Origin of the sequence: Emticicia sp. 21SJ11W-3 (assembly GCF_024138715.1) — a bacterium.
Classification (GTDB): domain Bacteria; phylum Bacteroidota; class Bacteroidia; order Cytophagales; family Spirosomataceae; genus Emticicia; species Emticicia fluvialis.
On sequence record NZ_CP092074.1, the window covers coordinates 4,124,256 to 4,139,937 of the forward strand.

The 15,682-nt window shown below is 41.1% G+C and carries 14 protein-coding genes; 7 read left to right on the forward strand and 7 right to left on the reverse strand.

From position 1 onward, the window contains the following. The first annotated feature begins 50 nt into the window (after positions 1 to 50). The gene (locus tag MB380_RS17520) at positions 51 to 2,402 is read left to right on the forward strand and encodes a prolyl oligopeptidase family serine peptidase (RefSeq protein ID WP_253529045.1); all 2,352 of its coding nucleotides are present in this window, start codon (positions 51 to 53) and stop codon (positions 2,400 to 2,402) included. Between the two features lie 31 nt (positions 2,403 to 2,433). Here the strand turns inward: MB380_RS17520 and pnuC are convergent, their stop codons facing one another. The 3 genes from pnuC to MB380_RS17535 all read right to left on the reverse strand — a co-directional run bounded on the left by pnuC (position 2,434) and on the right by MB380_RS17535 (position 7,197). Then, positions 2,434 to 3,087 carry a nicotinamide riboside transporter PnuC gene (pnuC, locus tag MB380_RS17525; protein WP_253529047.1) on the reverse strand — a complete coding sequence of 218 codons (654 nt, stop codon included), beginning with the start codon at positions 3,085 to 3,087 and terminating at the stop codon, positions 2,434 to 2,436. Positions 3,088 to 3,163: 76 nt separating this feature from the next. Further along, positions 3,164 to 6,865: a HAMP domain-containing sensor histidine kinase gene (locus tag MB380_RS17530; RefSeq protein ID WP_253529049.1), complete on the reverse strand. Its 3,702-nt coding sequence runs from the start codon at positions 6,863 to 6,865 to the stop codon at positions 3,164 to 3,166. Between the two features lie 53 nt (positions 6,866 to 6,918). After that, positions 6,919 to 7,197 carry an iron-sulfur cluster assembly accessory protein gene (locus MB380_RS17535; RefSeq protein ID WP_253529052.1) on the reverse strand — a complete coding sequence of 93 codons (279 nt, stop codon included), beginning with the start codon at positions 7,195 to 7,197 and terminating at the stop codon, positions 6,919 to 6,921. A 109-nt stretch (positions 7,198 to 7,306) separates the two neighbouring features. On the opposite strand from MB380_RS17535, the gene MB380_RS17540 reads away from it, so the two are divergent. Beyond that, on the forward strand, positions 7,307 to 7,831 hold the full coding sequence (locus tag MB380_RS17540) for a hypothetical protein (RefSeq protein WP_101727977.1): 525 nt from the start codon (positions 7,307 to 7,309) through the stop codon (positions 7,829 to 7,831). Here MB380_RS17540 and MB380_RS17545 read toward each other — a convergent pair. Beyond that, on the reverse strand, positions 7,824 to 8,339 hold the full coding sequence (locus MB380_RS17545) for a DUF421 domain-containing protein (protein ID WP_253529055.1): 516 nt from the start codon (positions 8,337 to 8,339) through the stop codon (positions 7,824 to 7,826). The two genes, MB380_RS17540 and MB380_RS17545, sit on opposite strands and share 8 nt — an antisense overlap. A gap of 197 nt (positions 8,340 to 8,536) precedes the next feature. Here MB380_RS17545 and MB380_RS17550 point away from each other — a divergent pair, with 197 nt between their 5' ends. Genes MB380_RS17550 through MB380_RS17560 form a run of 3 tightly spaced genes read left to right on the forward strand, consistent with a single transcriptional unit; the run spans position 8,537 to position 11,240 of the window. After that, positions 8,537 to 9,115: an RNA polymerase sigma factor gene (locus MB380_RS17550; RefSeq protein WP_101727979.1), complete on the forward strand. Its 579-nt coding sequence runs from the start codon at positions 8,537 to 8,539 to the stop codon at positions 9,113 to 9,115. A gap of 34 nt (positions 9,116 to 9,149) precedes the next feature. After that, positions 9,150 to 10,646, forward strand: coding sequence for a hypothetical protein (locus MB380_RS17555; protein WP_253529058.1), 1,497 nt, complete (start codon positions 9,150 to 9,152; stop codon positions 10,644 to 10,646). 45 nt (positions 10,647 to 10,691) lie between these two features. Next, positions 10,692 to 11,240, forward strand: a complete 549-nt coding sequence (locus tag MB380_RS17560) for a DUF255 domain-containing protein (protein WP_253529068.1) — start codon at positions 10,692 to 10,694, stop codon at positions 11,238 to 11,240. Positions 11,241 to 11,522: 282 nt separating this feature from the next. On the opposite strand, the gene MB380_RS17565 is transcribed toward MB380_RS17560, so the two are convergent. Together MB380_RS17565 and MB380_RS17570 are read right to left on the reverse strand one after the other, a co-directional pair. Then, a complete protein-coding gene (locus tag MB380_RS17565) occupies positions 11,523 to 12,782 on the reverse strand; it encodes an MFS transporter (RefSeq protein ID WP_253529070.1) in 1,260 nt (419 codons plus the stop codon). A 184-nt stretch (positions 12,783 to 12,966) separates the two neighbouring features. Next, positions 12,967 to 13,575 carry a DUF1080 domain-containing protein gene (locus MB380_RS17570; RefSeq protein WP_253529073.1) on the reverse strand — a complete coding sequence of 203 codons (609 nt, stop codon included), beginning with the start codon at positions 13,573 to 13,575 and terminating at the stop codon, positions 12,967 to 12,969. 199 nt (positions 13,576 to 13,774) lie between these two features. Between MB380_RS17570 and MB380_RS17575 the strand changes: the two genes are divergently transcribed. Next, entirely contained in the window at positions 13,775 to 14,392 is a 618-nt protein-coding gene (locus tag MB380_RS17575) for a hypothetical protein (RefSeq protein WP_253529076.1), read from the forward strand. Positions 14,393 to 14,584: 192 nt separating this feature from the next. On the opposite strand, the gene MB380_RS17580 is transcribed toward MB380_RS17575, so the two are convergent. Next, a complete protein-coding gene (locus MB380_RS17580; RefSeq protein ID WP_253529079.1) occupies positions 14,585 to 14,944 on the reverse strand; it encodes a hypothetical protein in 360 nt (119 codons plus the stop codon). A 420-nt stretch (positions 14,945 to 15,364) separates the two neighbouring features. Between MB380_RS17580 and MB380_RS17585 the strand changes: the two genes are divergently transcribed. Further along, entirely contained in the window at positions 15,365 to 15,643 is a 279-nt protein-coding gene (locus MB380_RS17585; protein ID WP_253523194.1) for a transposase, read from the forward strand. Positions 15,644 to 15,682 lie beyond the last annotated feature (39 nt).

Consider the following 15,682-nt stretch of genomic DNA (forward strand, 5'->3'; position numbering starts at 1 on the left):
ACTTAACAAAATCAACTAATTTTGTCAAAACTTATTACACCCTGATACACATGAAAAAACACTTCATCCTGTTAGCAGTTTTATTTTGTTCTTTAACCACAAAAGCGCAGCTCACTGTCGAAAAAATTATGCAGGAGCCCTATAAATGGATAGGTACTTCGCCAGGCAATATCTTCTGGTCAGAAGATTCGAAAACCATTTATTTTTCGTGGAACCCTGATAAAAACAAGAGTGATTCATTGTACAAAATAGTGCTTCCAGACAAAACACCTTTAAAAGTTACCCCAAAAGAAAGAAGAAGCCTGCCGTCTCAACAAGGCACTTACAACAAAGACTATTCATTAAAGGTATATGAAAAACAGGGAGAATTATACCTTTTATATACCAATACCCAAAAAATAAAACAATTAACCAGCACCATTGAGCGTGAGGCAGGCCCGTATTTCAGTGGCGATGAAACCAAAATTATATTCACCAAAAGTGGGAATCTTTTCAGCCTGAATCTGGCCGATGGCATGATTTCTCAACTATCAAATTTTATTGTTGGTAATAAAAAAGCAGAAGCCAGGCTGAACGAAGAAGAAAAATGGTTAAAGAACGACCAGATTGCCTTGTTTGAGATTCTGAAAGAACGAAAGGAAAAGAAGGACCTAACCGAAAAAAATGCAAAAGCAGATTTGGCCAAAAGACCAAAAGAGATTTATCTGGAGGGCAAAAATCTGGAAACCCCGATGGTAAGTCCAGACTTACGGTTCATAACTTATCGGCTTTCAACTCCGGCAGTTGGTGCCAAAAACACCATTGTGCCTAGCTATGTAACTGAATCTGGTTTTACTGAGGATATTCCTGCCCGCACAAAAGTGGGCAGCCCCATGAGCAGCTATGAGAGCTACATTTATGACACTAAAAAAGATACGGTGTATCAGATAAGCACAAAAGACCTGGCCGGCATAACGCAACAGCCCGAGTTTTTGAAAGATTATCCTAAAAAAGACACAACCAGAAAAAAACAGGCCGACCGCAAGGTGATTGTAGTTGGGCCGAGGTGGTCAGACAACGGAACGCAGGCTGTGGTGGTGGTTCGGTCGTTCGACAACAAAGACCGTTGGATAATGCTTCTGAATGCCGAAACCGGTAAATTGAAGTTACTTGACCGCCAGCACGATGAAGCATGGATTGGCGGCCCCGGCGTCGGATTCACACTAAGTGTGGGTAATCTGGATTGGATTGACGACCAGACTATCTTTTTTCAGTCTGAGGCTGATGGTTACTCGCATTTATATACCCTTAATGTAATTACAGGTGAGAAGAAACAACTGACCTCAGGTAAATTTGAGATTCAGCAGGCACAGCTTTCTAAAGATAAACAATGGTTTTATCTAACCACAAACGAGGTGCATCCGGGTGAAACCCACTTATACAAAATGGCTGTTGCAGGCGGAGAACGCATCAGAATAACCAACCTGACAGGTGGTAATGAAGTTACGCTTTCGCCCGATGAGAAAACCATAGCCCTGCGGTATTCTTATATGAACAAGCCCTGGGAATTATATGTGCAGGATAACGCTCCGGCGGCCAAAGCTGAGCAGGTAACGCATTCTCTTACCGATGAGTTTAAGGCTTATGCCTGGAAAGAACCCCAGATAATTACCTTTAAAGCCCGCGACGGCGTTGATATTTATGCCCGTATATATGAGCCTGCCAAAAAGCTGAAAAACAAAAAGGCAGTGATATTTGTACACGGCGCGGGGTATTTGCAAAATGTACATAAATGGTGGAGCCAGTATTTCCGTGAGTATATGTTCCATAACCTGTTGGTTGATAAAGGTTATACCGTTTTGGATATTGACTACCGCGCCAGTGCCGGATACGGACGTGATGTACGGACGGGTATTTATCGTTTTATGGGAGGTAAAGACTTGACAGACCATGTTGATGGCGCCAAACTTCTGACAGAAAAATATGGCATTGACCCTAAGAAAATTGGTATCTACGGTGGGTCTTATGGTGGGTTTATTACCCTGATGGCCATGTTTACTACACCTGATGTTTTTGCCGCAGGTGCCGCCCTGAGACCAGTAACCGACTGGGCCGCGTATAATCATGGCTATACGGCCAACATTCTGAACGAGCCACAGACAGACAGCCTGGCGTACCGTAAAAGCTCGCCTATCTACCATGCCGCAGGCCTGAAAGGCCATTTACTTATCTGCCACGGAATGGTTGACGTGAACGTTCACATACAGGATTCTTACCGGCTTGTACAGAGATTAATAGAACTGAAAAAGGAAAACTGGGAGATGGCAAGCTACCCGATGGAAGACCACGGTTTTGTAGAACCCACCAGCTGGATGGATGAGTATAAAAGAATACTGAAACTGTTTGAAGAACGATTGAAATAATGAGTTTGAGGGTGTCGGAAACGGCACCCTTTTATTTTGCCTTTCTGAATTCTTTTGTCCAGCTCATGGCGCCCAAAAGCGCGATTACACAGAAAACAGCATATAACAAAGAATACAACTTTACATCTTTCACAAAGTACATATAGGTGCTTATAATATCTACCCCTAACCACACCCACCATGACTCCACTTTTTTACGAATTAAAAGAAATGTGGCAAAAATGCTCATAATGGTTGTAAAGGAGTCCATATATGGAAAAGCGCTGGGCATGCTGAAAACCATCGGTAACCACTCATGCAGTTTGCTGGCAAATGTACCCAGCAACAAGGTTCCTGCCAGGCCTATCAAAGATAACAAACCAAATTGCTGAATTGACAACTGGCTGATTCTCAATTCATTTTTCCGGTTAGCCTCTTCCTGCCTGGGGTATTTCCATTGCCAGAAACCTATCAGGTTGGTAATAAAAAAAAACACCTGCAGAAACATATCGGGGTATAGCTGAATCTGATAAAACATAATAAATGCCAACACCACGTTAGCCAACCCCACCACCCAGCTCCAGACGTTTTCGCGCGCTGAAAGAATAACGGCAACCAAACCTGTAACGGTAGCGTAAAACTCAAGATAACTCATTTTTACGCCCAGAAGCTCAAAGAAAATATTATTGATATCAAAAAAATCCATTAGCACCTATTTTTAGGCAAGATAAGCCCGCAACTTGAAAAACGAATCACACCGGGGCTATTTTCTGTAAATTTGGCTACAAAGAGGGCGCCAGCGGTAAGTCAATAAAAAATGTAGTGCCACGGTTGTTTTCGGTTTCAAACCAGATATTGCCCCCGGCGTGTTCTACGCCTCTGCGAGCCATGGCCAATCCAAAGCCAGACCCACCCACTTTGGTCGTAAAATTAGGCCTGAATACCTTTTCATGGTGTTTTTCGGCTATGCCTGCACCGTTGTCCTGAATCTCAATTATTACTTTGTCGTCTTCAGTTTTATATAATCTCAGATTTATAATCGGCCTTTTACCAAAAGGAACCGACTGAATACCATTAATAATTAAATTGGTGATTACCCTGCTCATAAACTGCCGGTCGCCAATTACCAGTGCCTCGCTTTCTCTTATATAAGCATTGAGCGCTATTTTGTCATCCTCAGCGTATAAATCAGCCGATTTCTGAACCAGCGAAACGAGGTCAAAAATTTCACTGCGAGGCACAGGCATCTTGGCAAATTCTGAAAATGAATTAGCAATTTCGCTGATGTTATCAATCTGCTCGGTAAGTGAATCCAGGGTTCTTTCAATACGCTCCCGTGCTCTCGGACTATCAATCACGAGTGTGCGCTGTAGCTGCTGGATGGATAACTTCATGGGGGTCAGCGGATTTTTTATCTCATGGGCCACTTGCTTGGCCATTTCTCGCCAGGCAGTTTGTTTCTGGCTTAAAGAAAGCGCCGTCTTGTTGTCTTCCAGTTTTTTAATTACCTTATTGTATTCTCTTACTACCAGCCCGATTTCGTCATCAGAGCTCCACTCCAGCCGCTTAACAGACTTGCCGGCATTACTTACTTTTAATTTATCAACCACAATTTTGAGAGGCTTCATTAACAGGCCAGAAACCAGGTAGGAAATCAGTAACAGCAAAAAAAGCAATATTGTGGCTACTATCAGAATAGAACCAACCACCTTTTGTACCTGTTGGCTTAACACAGAATCGGCATCAAAAAAAGGCACGCCAATAATTCCCAGGGTGTGGCCATCCTGCTCTTTTACAATTGCATAGGCAGTTTTGTAATTACGGTTGCTCAGGCGTTCGGGCAATACAATGCCATTTTCTTTATCATTAAGGATGTTTCTGTAAGCTACGGGATTGATGTAATCAGAAACAAAGCCTTCTTCATAGATCAACGGCAGGGTGCTGAAACTCAGCCTGCCATCAGGGTTATACAGATTAATATCCAGTTGGGCATCATGCGCCAGTTTGCTTATTTCCTGTTTCAGGGTTGCCTTGCTACCGTCTTCCTGTGCCAGGCTTTTCAATCTTGACTCAATGATAGAAGAAATATTGACAGTACTGTCGAGAAAAGCTTTTTCCTGATTAATCTCTGAATTTTCTTCAAGAATAATTACCGTAGTTATAACCAGCAAGGCCAGGGGCAGCAGAAATACTACGTTAAGGTATAACTGCATTTTGGCCGAAAACCCGGCCTTGTATTTGCGTATGCTGTATTTTAAGGCATAGATTATCATTACAATAACCGTACACCAGACAGAAAGCAGAAACAAAAAAGAAAAATTAGTAAGCAGGTGATTCCAGAGATGGTAGTCTGACGATATAACGACCTTGTAACCGCTCTTACCACTTTTACCTACATGCTTGTAATTATTGAGTATAATGCCTTTTTCGTAAAGGCGATTCATATTCAGCAGCGAGTCTGGCAAACTGATGCTGTAATTAAAATCGCCTGAATTAAAAATGAGTTTATTCTGTCTGTCAAAAATAGCGTAGCTGTAGTTTTTAGCTTCGGCTATGCTGGCAAACCTTTCGTCTACCATCCAATCAGGGTAAGCCCCCTGCTCAAAATCGTCTTTGGGTATCAATTCAAGCACTACCACGCCAGATAGCGAGGCCGTTTTGCCAACCGGTATAAAAACTACGTAATGCGGCACATCATTGCTTGCGGTCTTATCAATAAAGAAAACAGAGGGGTTCTGGGTTTTAAACTGCGCTTTGGCAAATTTTTCCTTATAAAAATCAAGGGCAGGGGCGGTTTTGTCTGGCCCTAACGGATTCCCCCTGCTATCAAAAGTCAAAACATCGGCTTCGTAGCGGTTAAGGTATTCGTTCCAGTAACGGTCTTCTAAAACCTTTTGCACCCCACATGCCGGATTGGTGCTTTTCAGTAATTGCTCAATGGCCGAATCCCGGTTCAGAGCCTTAACCAGGTCTGTCAACACATGCGCACCTAACACATTGTTATCAGTAAGATACCGCTGTGCAATTTTCTGCTTTACAAAAAAATCTTTGTCTTGCTCGCAATCAAAAACCACAAACATAGCAATGGCCGCCGACACAAACGCCCCGGTACCAAAATAAAGGTTTGTTCTGAACGTAAACTTATAAAAAAACCGTGGCAGGCGAGCCGCATAAACAAATATAAAATAAACCCCGCCCAACAGATAAACCCAATGGAATTCATCTAAAAAAGAGATTATCAACAAGCCTGTCAGCACACCAAACACCCATTTGATAGCGCCTTGCACGAAATCTTTATTGAGCCTGAGAAAAATACTGATAAGCAAATGATTGATCAAGAAAAAAACAATTGACGAGGCCAGATACAGTACTAAAGCCGCTATTTTAAAAGAAGAAAAGCTGGCTGCAAGCGTCAAATCAATCGTAAACATCGATTTTTCGTAGATACTGCACAGGTTACGGTAAAACAAGAAAGTTGAAAGCACCGATGCCCCAGCCACTGCTACTGAAAATACATGCTTAAAAAAAGCAGGAGCCTTTGTGAGCCTGTAGTAGTTTTCTGACCTGTAAAAATACATGGTCAGGTAACCTGCCAATATAAAACATACAAGGGTATCTAGCAGGGCATTTCCCATTGAGGGCACCCAGGGGCTGATGGTAAGATATTTAGGATTAAAATATTCTGTTTCATAAACGGCATATAAAACTCCGTTTGAAAGCATGGCCAGCCTTACAAAAATCAAGTAGGCCGCAAGTAATAAAAATGCCCGCCCGTATTGGCGATTGCTGTGAAAATCATGAATAAATAAAATTACCAACAAACCCAATAGCGCTAAACTGGCTATAACCATTAAAACTGTATTACCCGATACAAACGGAATACCATCATGCCTGGCCAGTGCCGGGGCAATAGAAAACAAAAAATGGCCGTTGCCGTCTCTGATATTCAGATATAATACCGATGACGGCAAATCAGATAACTTTGCAGGTCTGTTTGCAAAAATCCGGCTGTTGTAATTAATACTTTGGTTGGGGCTTTTCTGATATAAATAAATGAGCGAGAAAATCTCAATTTTTTTGCCGTTATCATCAAACCTGTAAGTGTTTACTATAAATTTATGATTTCGGCTATTGAGAAGCGAATTTGCTGCGTTTCTGTCTAAGCGCTGGTAGTCTGGCACAAAATCCTGGTCTGACCAGTAGACCAGTTTGCCGTTGCTGAAAATATAATACGGATAGGTGGTTTGGCCGGGCGATTGGAACTTACCCATTGGTTTTTGCCGGTAATTGATACTTACCCGCTGCAACTCCTCATCAGATATTTGTATTTGCGCCTTCAGATTTTCTCTTACCCCGTTTGCATAGTATTCCTGCGCAAGGCGCGTCGGGTCGGTTTCCACAAACAAAGAATTAAACGCCGCAGCCAAAGCAAATACTATAGAAAGAATAAGTAAAATAGGTTTCTTAAACAACTTCCAATCCATGATGAAGGTTAAGTTCTGACTTCAAACTCTCTCGAAAACCATGCCAAAAACAATCATTCTTTCATAATTACAAATCCGGTGCCAGCATCCGTTTGGGTGTAATCTATTTTTGTTCCAATTACATACATCAGGTGCCGGCGGTCAATTACCACTACTACACCCTCAATTTCATACACTTCGTCATGATCAGAGGCCTTGTCTAACCCGAGCAGATAACTACCTGAGCAAGCGCCGCCTTTCATTCCTACGCGAAGCGCATAACCATCAGGTATACCGGGTGCACTGAACGTTCTCAATATCTCCTTTTTTGCTTCAGGTGTAAATACTATCATTTCTTTTGCCTCGTTATCTACATGCACTGGCAAAAATAATCACTACATTGTGATATTCTCTCAATGAGTAATTTATAATTTTGCATTTTTACAACTCACAGAAGCAATAATGGCTTTAATTACTGAATTACTGAAAATTCTTATCCCGGCGGCGGCTGTTCTTTATGGTATGTACCTTACAGCACAGGCTTTTCTGCAAAAACAATTTGAACAAAAACAAATAGAGATAAAACAAAGAAACACAGAGATTGTAACGCCCCTGCGATTACAGGCTTACGAGCGCATGACGCTGTTTCTGGAGCGAATAACACCCAATAATCTACTGGTAAGGCTTGGCAATAATGGTTTGCATGTACTAGATTTTCAACAATTACTGTTAAAAGAAATAAGAGAAGAGTTTAACCATAACCTGGCTCAACAGGTTTATATATCTCATGAAGCCTGGGAGAAAATCAGACAGGCCATGAACGATGTAATTGCTCTGATTAATACCTCGGCGTCTGGCCTGGCAACAGATGCCCCTGCTATTGATTTATCGAAGAAGATTTTTGAGCGGGTCATTACAGAAAACAAACAGCCCACTACCGACGCCCTCAGATTTCTGAAAGAAGAAATCCAATCGGTTTTTATGTAGTGGCATTGGGGTTTTGCAAAGTTTTGTGGATACGCTTTCTGCGAGACCTCGTTTTGAAATCATCAGTCAGCACACTTACGTTGCCGTCTACCTCCAATACAGCCAGGTCAACCTGTTCAATTTCCTCAATGCCATGTTCTCTGATAGCGGCCTCAAGCTCAGCCATTGTAAACCCTGCTTTGGCCAGATTCTTTTCTTTAACCTTGCCATCATAAATAAGCATTATGGGTTCTCCCTGTATCAGTTTTCCTACTTTTTGGTATCTGCCAATTAATTTCTTGAGCGCAAAATTGGTAATAAACAATACGCCTGCCGCTACCAGACCACCAGCAAGAGAGTTATCAGGCCCAACCATGGCGTTCTGCACGGCATTACTGATAAGCAATATAAAAACCAGGTCAATAACTGATAACTGTGCCAGTTCTCTTTTGCCAAAGAGCCTGATGGCCAAAATCATGAAAAGATAAACCGTTAGTGCCCTTAGCCCTATGTCTAGATATGAGGTCATAAAAAGAAAAAATTAGAAAGCCCGATAGCCTGAGCCAAAAGTAATGAAACTTTTAATGATAAAAACGCCACCTTACAGGTAAAATTTACTCCTGTGGTCGTGAAGTAGTTGCTTTTTGTCGCTTTTTTTATTAATGTTGATGAGCAGTTGCCTACGCACGCAACCAAGAACCAAATTATAGCGTACTGGTATTAACTATGGTGAACCAATTGCCTGAAAGACCTGAAGAATTACTTATTGCAAGCTTGAAAGGCGACCGGCAGAGTCAGGAGAAGCTCTACAGGCAGTTCTATGGCTTTGCCATGAGTGTGTGTTTGCGGTATAACCATAACAGGGAAGAAGCCTTGGAAATTGTAAATGACAGTTTTCTGAAAGTATTTACCAAAGGCGAACAGTACGACGCCTCCGGAAGGCATTCTTCGTTTCCGTTTAAGGCGTGGTTCAGACGCATCATTGTTAACACTGCATTAGATTACTACAGAAGCCAGCAAAAACACTACTTCCACGAAAATCTCGACGAGGCATACGATGTTTCTTCAACCGAAAGCAATGCAATAAGCCAGCTAAACCATGAAGCGTTAATGGAACTTGTTCAGAAACTGCCTTCAGGCTACAAGGTGGTTTTTAACCTGTATGTGATAGACGGATATTCGCATGAAGAAATAGCACAAAAATTACAGATATCAGTAGGCACATCGAAATCTAATCTATCAAGAGCCAGAGAGACCCTGCGCAAAATGATAATGAAAATAGATGGAGCGCTAACCGACAACTAAAACACAGGCTTTTATAAAAAGTCTAATAAATAAAATGAGCAAAAAGATACATGATTTATCAGATGACGAGTTCGATGAGCTTTTCAGGCAGTCAGCCGAAAAGACCGACATCGACTTTGACCCTGAGGCATGGAACCAAATGAGCCTGAAACTTGACGCAGCCGGTACGGGTGCGCCGGTTAAACCTAAAGGTGGCAATACCCTCGGCAAATGGGGGCTTCCACTTGCCATTCTGCTGTTGCTTATACTAACCGGGGTTTACTTTTTTATTAACCCAAGTACCCAAAATAAGGTAAATCAAGTAACAACGGGGGCAACCAAAACACAGAGTATAGAACCAGAGCTAAGCGCCACCAAATCTAATACTGCAGACACTGAACCCCAAAGCGCAGTTGAGGTGAACACTAAAGAAAACAATGAAAGCTTGAAGCCGGAGACAACTGCTCAAGCCTCGGCGGAAAAACAACCCAAACTTAACAACGTAACAATTAAAGACGCCAAACAACCTGAAGCATCAGCAGATAAGCTTCCGAAAAAAATAAAAACATCAAGTACCTCAACTCATGACCTGCCAGTAACATTGGCAGAAAGTAATGAAACGAAGCAAACGCCAACCACAACAGAAAAACCGAAAGCCATTCGCAGCGGCTATTCTTCAGGCAACAGAGGGGCAATGAAAAAATCATTGTTTTCTTTAAAGAACAAACCTCTTGCGGCAGGCATAAAAACAGAAAACTTTGGTAGTGAAGGCATGAAGGCAGCTAACGAAAATTACAAGGCAAACACTGCCATTGCCACTCCGGCCGAACGCCTTCAGTGGGCTGCACTGCATTCTTTAACGCCTCATAAGCGTATAAAATCGGTAAGATATGCGCTACCTGAAATTGATTACGCACCCATAGAATTGCCTACACCCCCCAAAATAAAGCAGGGTTCTATTTTTAACAAAGGTCTCAATATCAGGCTGGCGTTATCGCCAGACCTTAGCTTTGTTGCCTCTAACCATATTGGTAAAATTGGCACCAACTGGGCTGCATTGCTTGAATATCGTTTTAATCAACGGCTGAGCGTGCAGACAGGCGTAATACGTTCTATGAAGCGTTATCATGCGTATCCGTATCAGTACGAGTGGGCCAGTTATCTTTCTTTGCAATCTCCGCTAAAAGATATTGATGCCACCTGCAAAATGCTTGATATACCTCTAAATCTGAGATACGACATAACCACCCAGCCCAATAGCCGTTGGTTTGCAAGTGCCGGATTTACAAGTTACATTATGCTGAATGAAACATATAAGTATAATTATGAAAACCCTGCAGACCCGAATATTAAACGCCGTGGATGGCAGGGAGAAACTGGCACTTACCCTTTCAGCGTACTTAATCTATCGGCTGGTTATGAACATAGGCTTTTCAGAGGTCTTACTATTCAGGCGGAACCCATCTTTAAAGCACCTTTAGGTAAAGTAGGCTATGGGAAAGTCAGGCTGGCTACAGCTGGTATATTTTTCTCGGTTAAATACCCATTATGAACCGTTAAGGCACAAAAAAGCGTTTTCAAGTAAAAATACTTTTGTATGCTAAAGATACTTTCAATGCTGGTGTTTCTGATGGTGGCTTTCGTCACCAATGCACAGCCCAATACAGGCACAAAAAAACAGATAGAGTGGATAAGCCTGCAGGAGGCCTACAATCGCACGCAAAAAGAACCCCGTAAAACTATTATTGATGTATATACAGACTGGTGCGGCTGGTGCAAGGTAATGGATAAAAAAACGTATGGTAATCCTGTAATTATTGATTACCTGAACAAAAATTTTTATGTGGTAAAACTGGATGCCGAAAGCAGGAATGACATATCAGTTGGTGGAATAAAATACAGTTTTGATGCACAGAAAAACGCTAATCAGGCGGCTATTATTCTTTTACAGGGTAATCTGAGCTACCCAACCACTGTTTTTCTTGACTCAGACTTTAACATGATACAGCCCATACCGGGTTATTTGGAAGCACAGGAGTTTCATCAGATAATAACCTTTATAGGCGGAGACAATCACAAAAAAGAACCCTTTACCCAATACAAAGAAAACACCTACAAAGAGGTGTTTCGGGATCTTAAATTTTAGCAGCAGCAAGTGTTCCGGGTTAATCAGGGTGGCCAAAGTGAGCAAGCTCATCTTTATTGGTCTCTTAATTATATATGCAAAGGTAGCCTGTTGCTGTACATACTCATAGCGTAAAAATACGCAATCCGTAAAGGGATTTTACGCGTTTTTAAGCTTTCAATGCTTGTATTTGATACCGCCCAATAACATTATTTAGCAAATCGGAACATTTATTAGCTAAAAATCCCGGAGAATCACCTTTTATGGTATTCCCCGGGATTTTTGAATTTTAACTCCTGATGTCTATTCTTCCAGAAAATCCAGGTCTTTTCCGTGTGTTTCCTGGATGGTAAGTGTAGAATAAAACCCGATAGCAAAACATAGTGCGCCTACTATGGCACCGGCTATAATTACCCCCTGGTCGGGTTTAAAAAACTTGTATATGATGGTCATAATTACCACTGTACCACGCACCATATTGGGTATGGTTGTGGCAGCAGTTGCCCTCAGATTAGTGCCAAACTGCTCGGCTCCTACTGTTACAAACATGGCCCAATAGCCGGTTCCCAAGCCCAGCCAGCAACACATGGCGTATAATAAATCGGGGCTTTTGATACTTCCTGAAAACAAGAATACCAGCACACCAACAAAAGCAAAGGCCATCATGGCTGCAATGGCTTTTTTGCGCGAATGAAACAAATGGCTGATAAACCCACTGAAAAAATCACCTACCGAAATACCCACATACGCCCACATAATGGCCAGCCCCGGGTCTACTTTTTCTGTTATGCCCATGGCTTCACCAAACTCGTTACTAAAATAGGTTAAAATACCTATACAAAACCAGGTTGGCAGCCCAATGCCTATACATTTCAGGTATTTTATAAGCCGCTCGCCATCAGTAAAAAAGGCAAAAAAATTACCTTTCTGTACATGAGACTTCTTCTCTATGTCTTTATAAATACCAGATTCTATAACCCCTACCCTAAGGAGCATAAGGGCAATACCCAGGCCACCACCAATCAGATAGGCGATGGTCCAGTCGCCAGATAATTTTACCGTAAAAGTAGCTACAACCGCCCCGCAAAGCCCGATACCCGCTACCAGCGATGTACCTATGGCACGCAAATTTTTAGGTAAAACCTCTGAAACCAGCGTAATACCAGCACCCAGCTCGCCCGCAAGCCCTATACCGGCAATAAATCGCAGCCATTTGTAAGCCTCTACCTTATCTATAAAATTGATATGCGGTATAAACCCACAGGCAATATTAGCAAGCGAATAAGTAATAATTGAACCAAACAAAACAGACAACCGGCCCTTTTTATCACCTAAAACACCCCATAAGATACCCCCAATCAATAAACCTATCATCTGAAAATTGATGATGGTTGTACCCACTGACGATATTTCTTCTTTTGAGGTAAGGCCGAGGCTTTCAAGGCTCTGAACACGCACAATGCCAAACAACTGGAGGTCGTATATATCAACAAAATAACCAAGGGCAGCAACAATTACAGGCAGGCTAAACAAATGCTGTAATGTGGTTTTTTCTTGCTTCATAAAGTTTAGGTTTTTAATATTTCTGGGGTTGGGTGTGTGTTATAACCAATGGTTCTGATGGTAAATCAGGCCTTGTTTTTTGTCTTTCAGATTAAAACAAATCGCATTAGGCTAAAAAAGACCCTCTCCTTAAAATAAAGAGAGGGGAAGTACATAATTTCGTTTCAAAGCACAAGGCTGGCTATTACAATTCTTTTACAACAATGTTTTTCCATCTTACCTTTATGCCGCCACCGCTATGAATCTGCAAGGCAAGTATTCCATCTCTTTCGCCTATTTTCGGGTCATCAAGTTTAATCATTTCTGTGCCATTCAAGATAGTAGTAACCACGTTGTCAACCACTCTCACGGTCATTGTATTCCATTCGCCCATTTTCAATGCCTTGTCTTTAGCTGGGTCAGGTTTAATTAACCATCCACGGCCATGAGACTCATAAATACCGCCGGTTGAATGACCCGGAGGCGCTACCTCTGCCTGCCAGCCTGTTATGGTAGTGCCGGTAATAGACGAATGAAAAAACACGCCACTATTACCGTCAGCCTCTTGTTTAAAATCTAGTGTCAGTTCAAAATTTTTGAATTTCTTTTCTGTGCCCAGGTAACCATATTGCTTATCGGGCCCGCTTTCACAAACCAGAATACCGTCTTCTACATACCATTTTTCAGTACCGTAAACCACCCATCCCTTCAGGTCTTTACCATTAAAAAGTTTTTGTCCTTTGCTCTTTTGTGCAAAGCTTAAAGCAGAAATCAACAGAAATGTAAAAGTTAGGAAACTTAGTTTTGTCTTCATTTTGAATAGAGTTTATTTACTGTTACAAAGAAAAGATAAATTTCTTATCTTGCATCACCAAGCAAAAACTATTTCTATGCCAACGCGGATAATCTGTGGTTTTCTTTTGTCATTTTCCTTTTTGGGTACATTTTGTTTTGCTCAAAACTCATTATCAAAAGAAACTTTTGACGGGCAAATCAATAAAGCCCCAGTGCTGATGACCCTCACATTTGACGACAACCTCATCTACGGCACACTGGTTTATAAACGCGTGGGGCAGGCCATTAAGGTAATAGGCTCGCTTGAAAACGGACAGGTTTTATTATATGAATTTGACCCGAAAGCAGAGGTTACCGGCGTATTTTTCGGCACAAAAAAAGGGAATGAAATAACCGGTACGTGGTCTAAACCAAGTATCAATAAAGAGCAGATATTTACACTAAAGAAAACCTCTGAAATAAAAACGCAAACAGACCCCGTAAGTGTTACTGGCACTTATGCTTATAATTTTGGCAAAGAAGGTGGTGCGGGTATGTTATCGGTGAGCCAGACCGGCCGCGAACGCATAGTGGTAGAAATGCAGGCCTACAGAGGCGCCCCCAGCTACAATCAGGCTACTATTGAAAAAACCACTTTGAAACTTGCAGGGAATCAGGCCATCTATGAAAACAACGAGTTTGGCAAGTGCAAACTGAAACTTTTGTTCTTTGAAGGCGGTGCAGCCATTATTTATCAGGACGAAGCCTTTGAATGCGGGTTCGGCAATGGTGCTACTGTTACGGGCAACTATCTGAAAACCGACAACAAACCCACAAAATTTGAAAAACAGGATTAAGTAATTAGAACAAACATCGATATTCTCATTTTCTCTCGGTGCAACTGCCACATACATTTGCCGAAAAAACAAGCAATAAAAAAAATATCATCTTCCACTGATTTTAAAACTTATGGTTTTAGCAATATCGTATACCTCTGTTCGGCTGAAATTCAGCCGAACAGAGGTATACGATACAGGATTTTCGGAACATTAAGGTATAATCACTATTCTTATTTTACTTGATTTAGAATAACAGTTACTAAATGCATTATCAAAAAATACTTTACCATATGGGTTTAGAACCACATTACCTGTATAAACCATTGTACTGTTCATATATATCTCAAATTTGAAATTTGTTTGGACACCTAAATTACTAATTACTTCAAAGTTATTATTACATGTATGCTGCCCGTTAATTACGTCATATGAAAAAGCAAAGTCGTGAGGATTTTGCCCCTGATTGTTATAAACATCAATAGTAGCATATAGGTTGTTAAAAGTTTGTGCTGAAACTTGTTCTGCACCAAATAGCAATAAAATCATTATTACTGATTTGAAAAATTTCATATTCATAATCTTTTGAATTAGTTTAGAATTAATATTGATACAAATGCACATCAATTAACTTATGTATTTACAATAGCCTTTTATATCTGCCTGACAATACTATTGGTTACCGACTACAACCTTCAATATCATAGCTTATCCTCTTATTTGGACACATATTCATCTACAATAGAATTGTTAGTCTTTGTGTCTAAGGTTCTTAAAACGGCCTTGTCAACATTTCGTTCAAAGAACGGTATTGGATAATCAGAACTTACACGCCACGAATCTTTCAATTAGTCTCATTATAAATTCCGAAACCCACTTTGCTGCATGGTCATTTATTCATCTTTATTGAAATAAAAACTAAAGGCACTATAAATTATAGTTCCCCCCTAAAATAGTACCAGTAGTTAAGTTGAAAAGACTTAACTTACACCGATGAAAAAGACAAAGCGGAAGTTTACTACAGAGTTCAAATTACAGGTAATTCTGGATGCCTTGACTGAAAGGCAAACCTTATCGGCATTAAGCCAAAAGTACGGATTGCACAGCAACCAGATTTCGCTATGGAAGCAGGATTTTCTCAATAAAGCCAAACAGATTTTGCAGGCGAAGCCTGCAAATACTTCTGAGCAGGATATGGAGAAGAAGGAACTTTACAGTAAAATTGGTCAGTTACAGATGGAAGTTGATTTTCTTAAAAAAAAGTTATCCTGACTGACATCTCGGTACGATATAGTTGGTTAGATACGCATG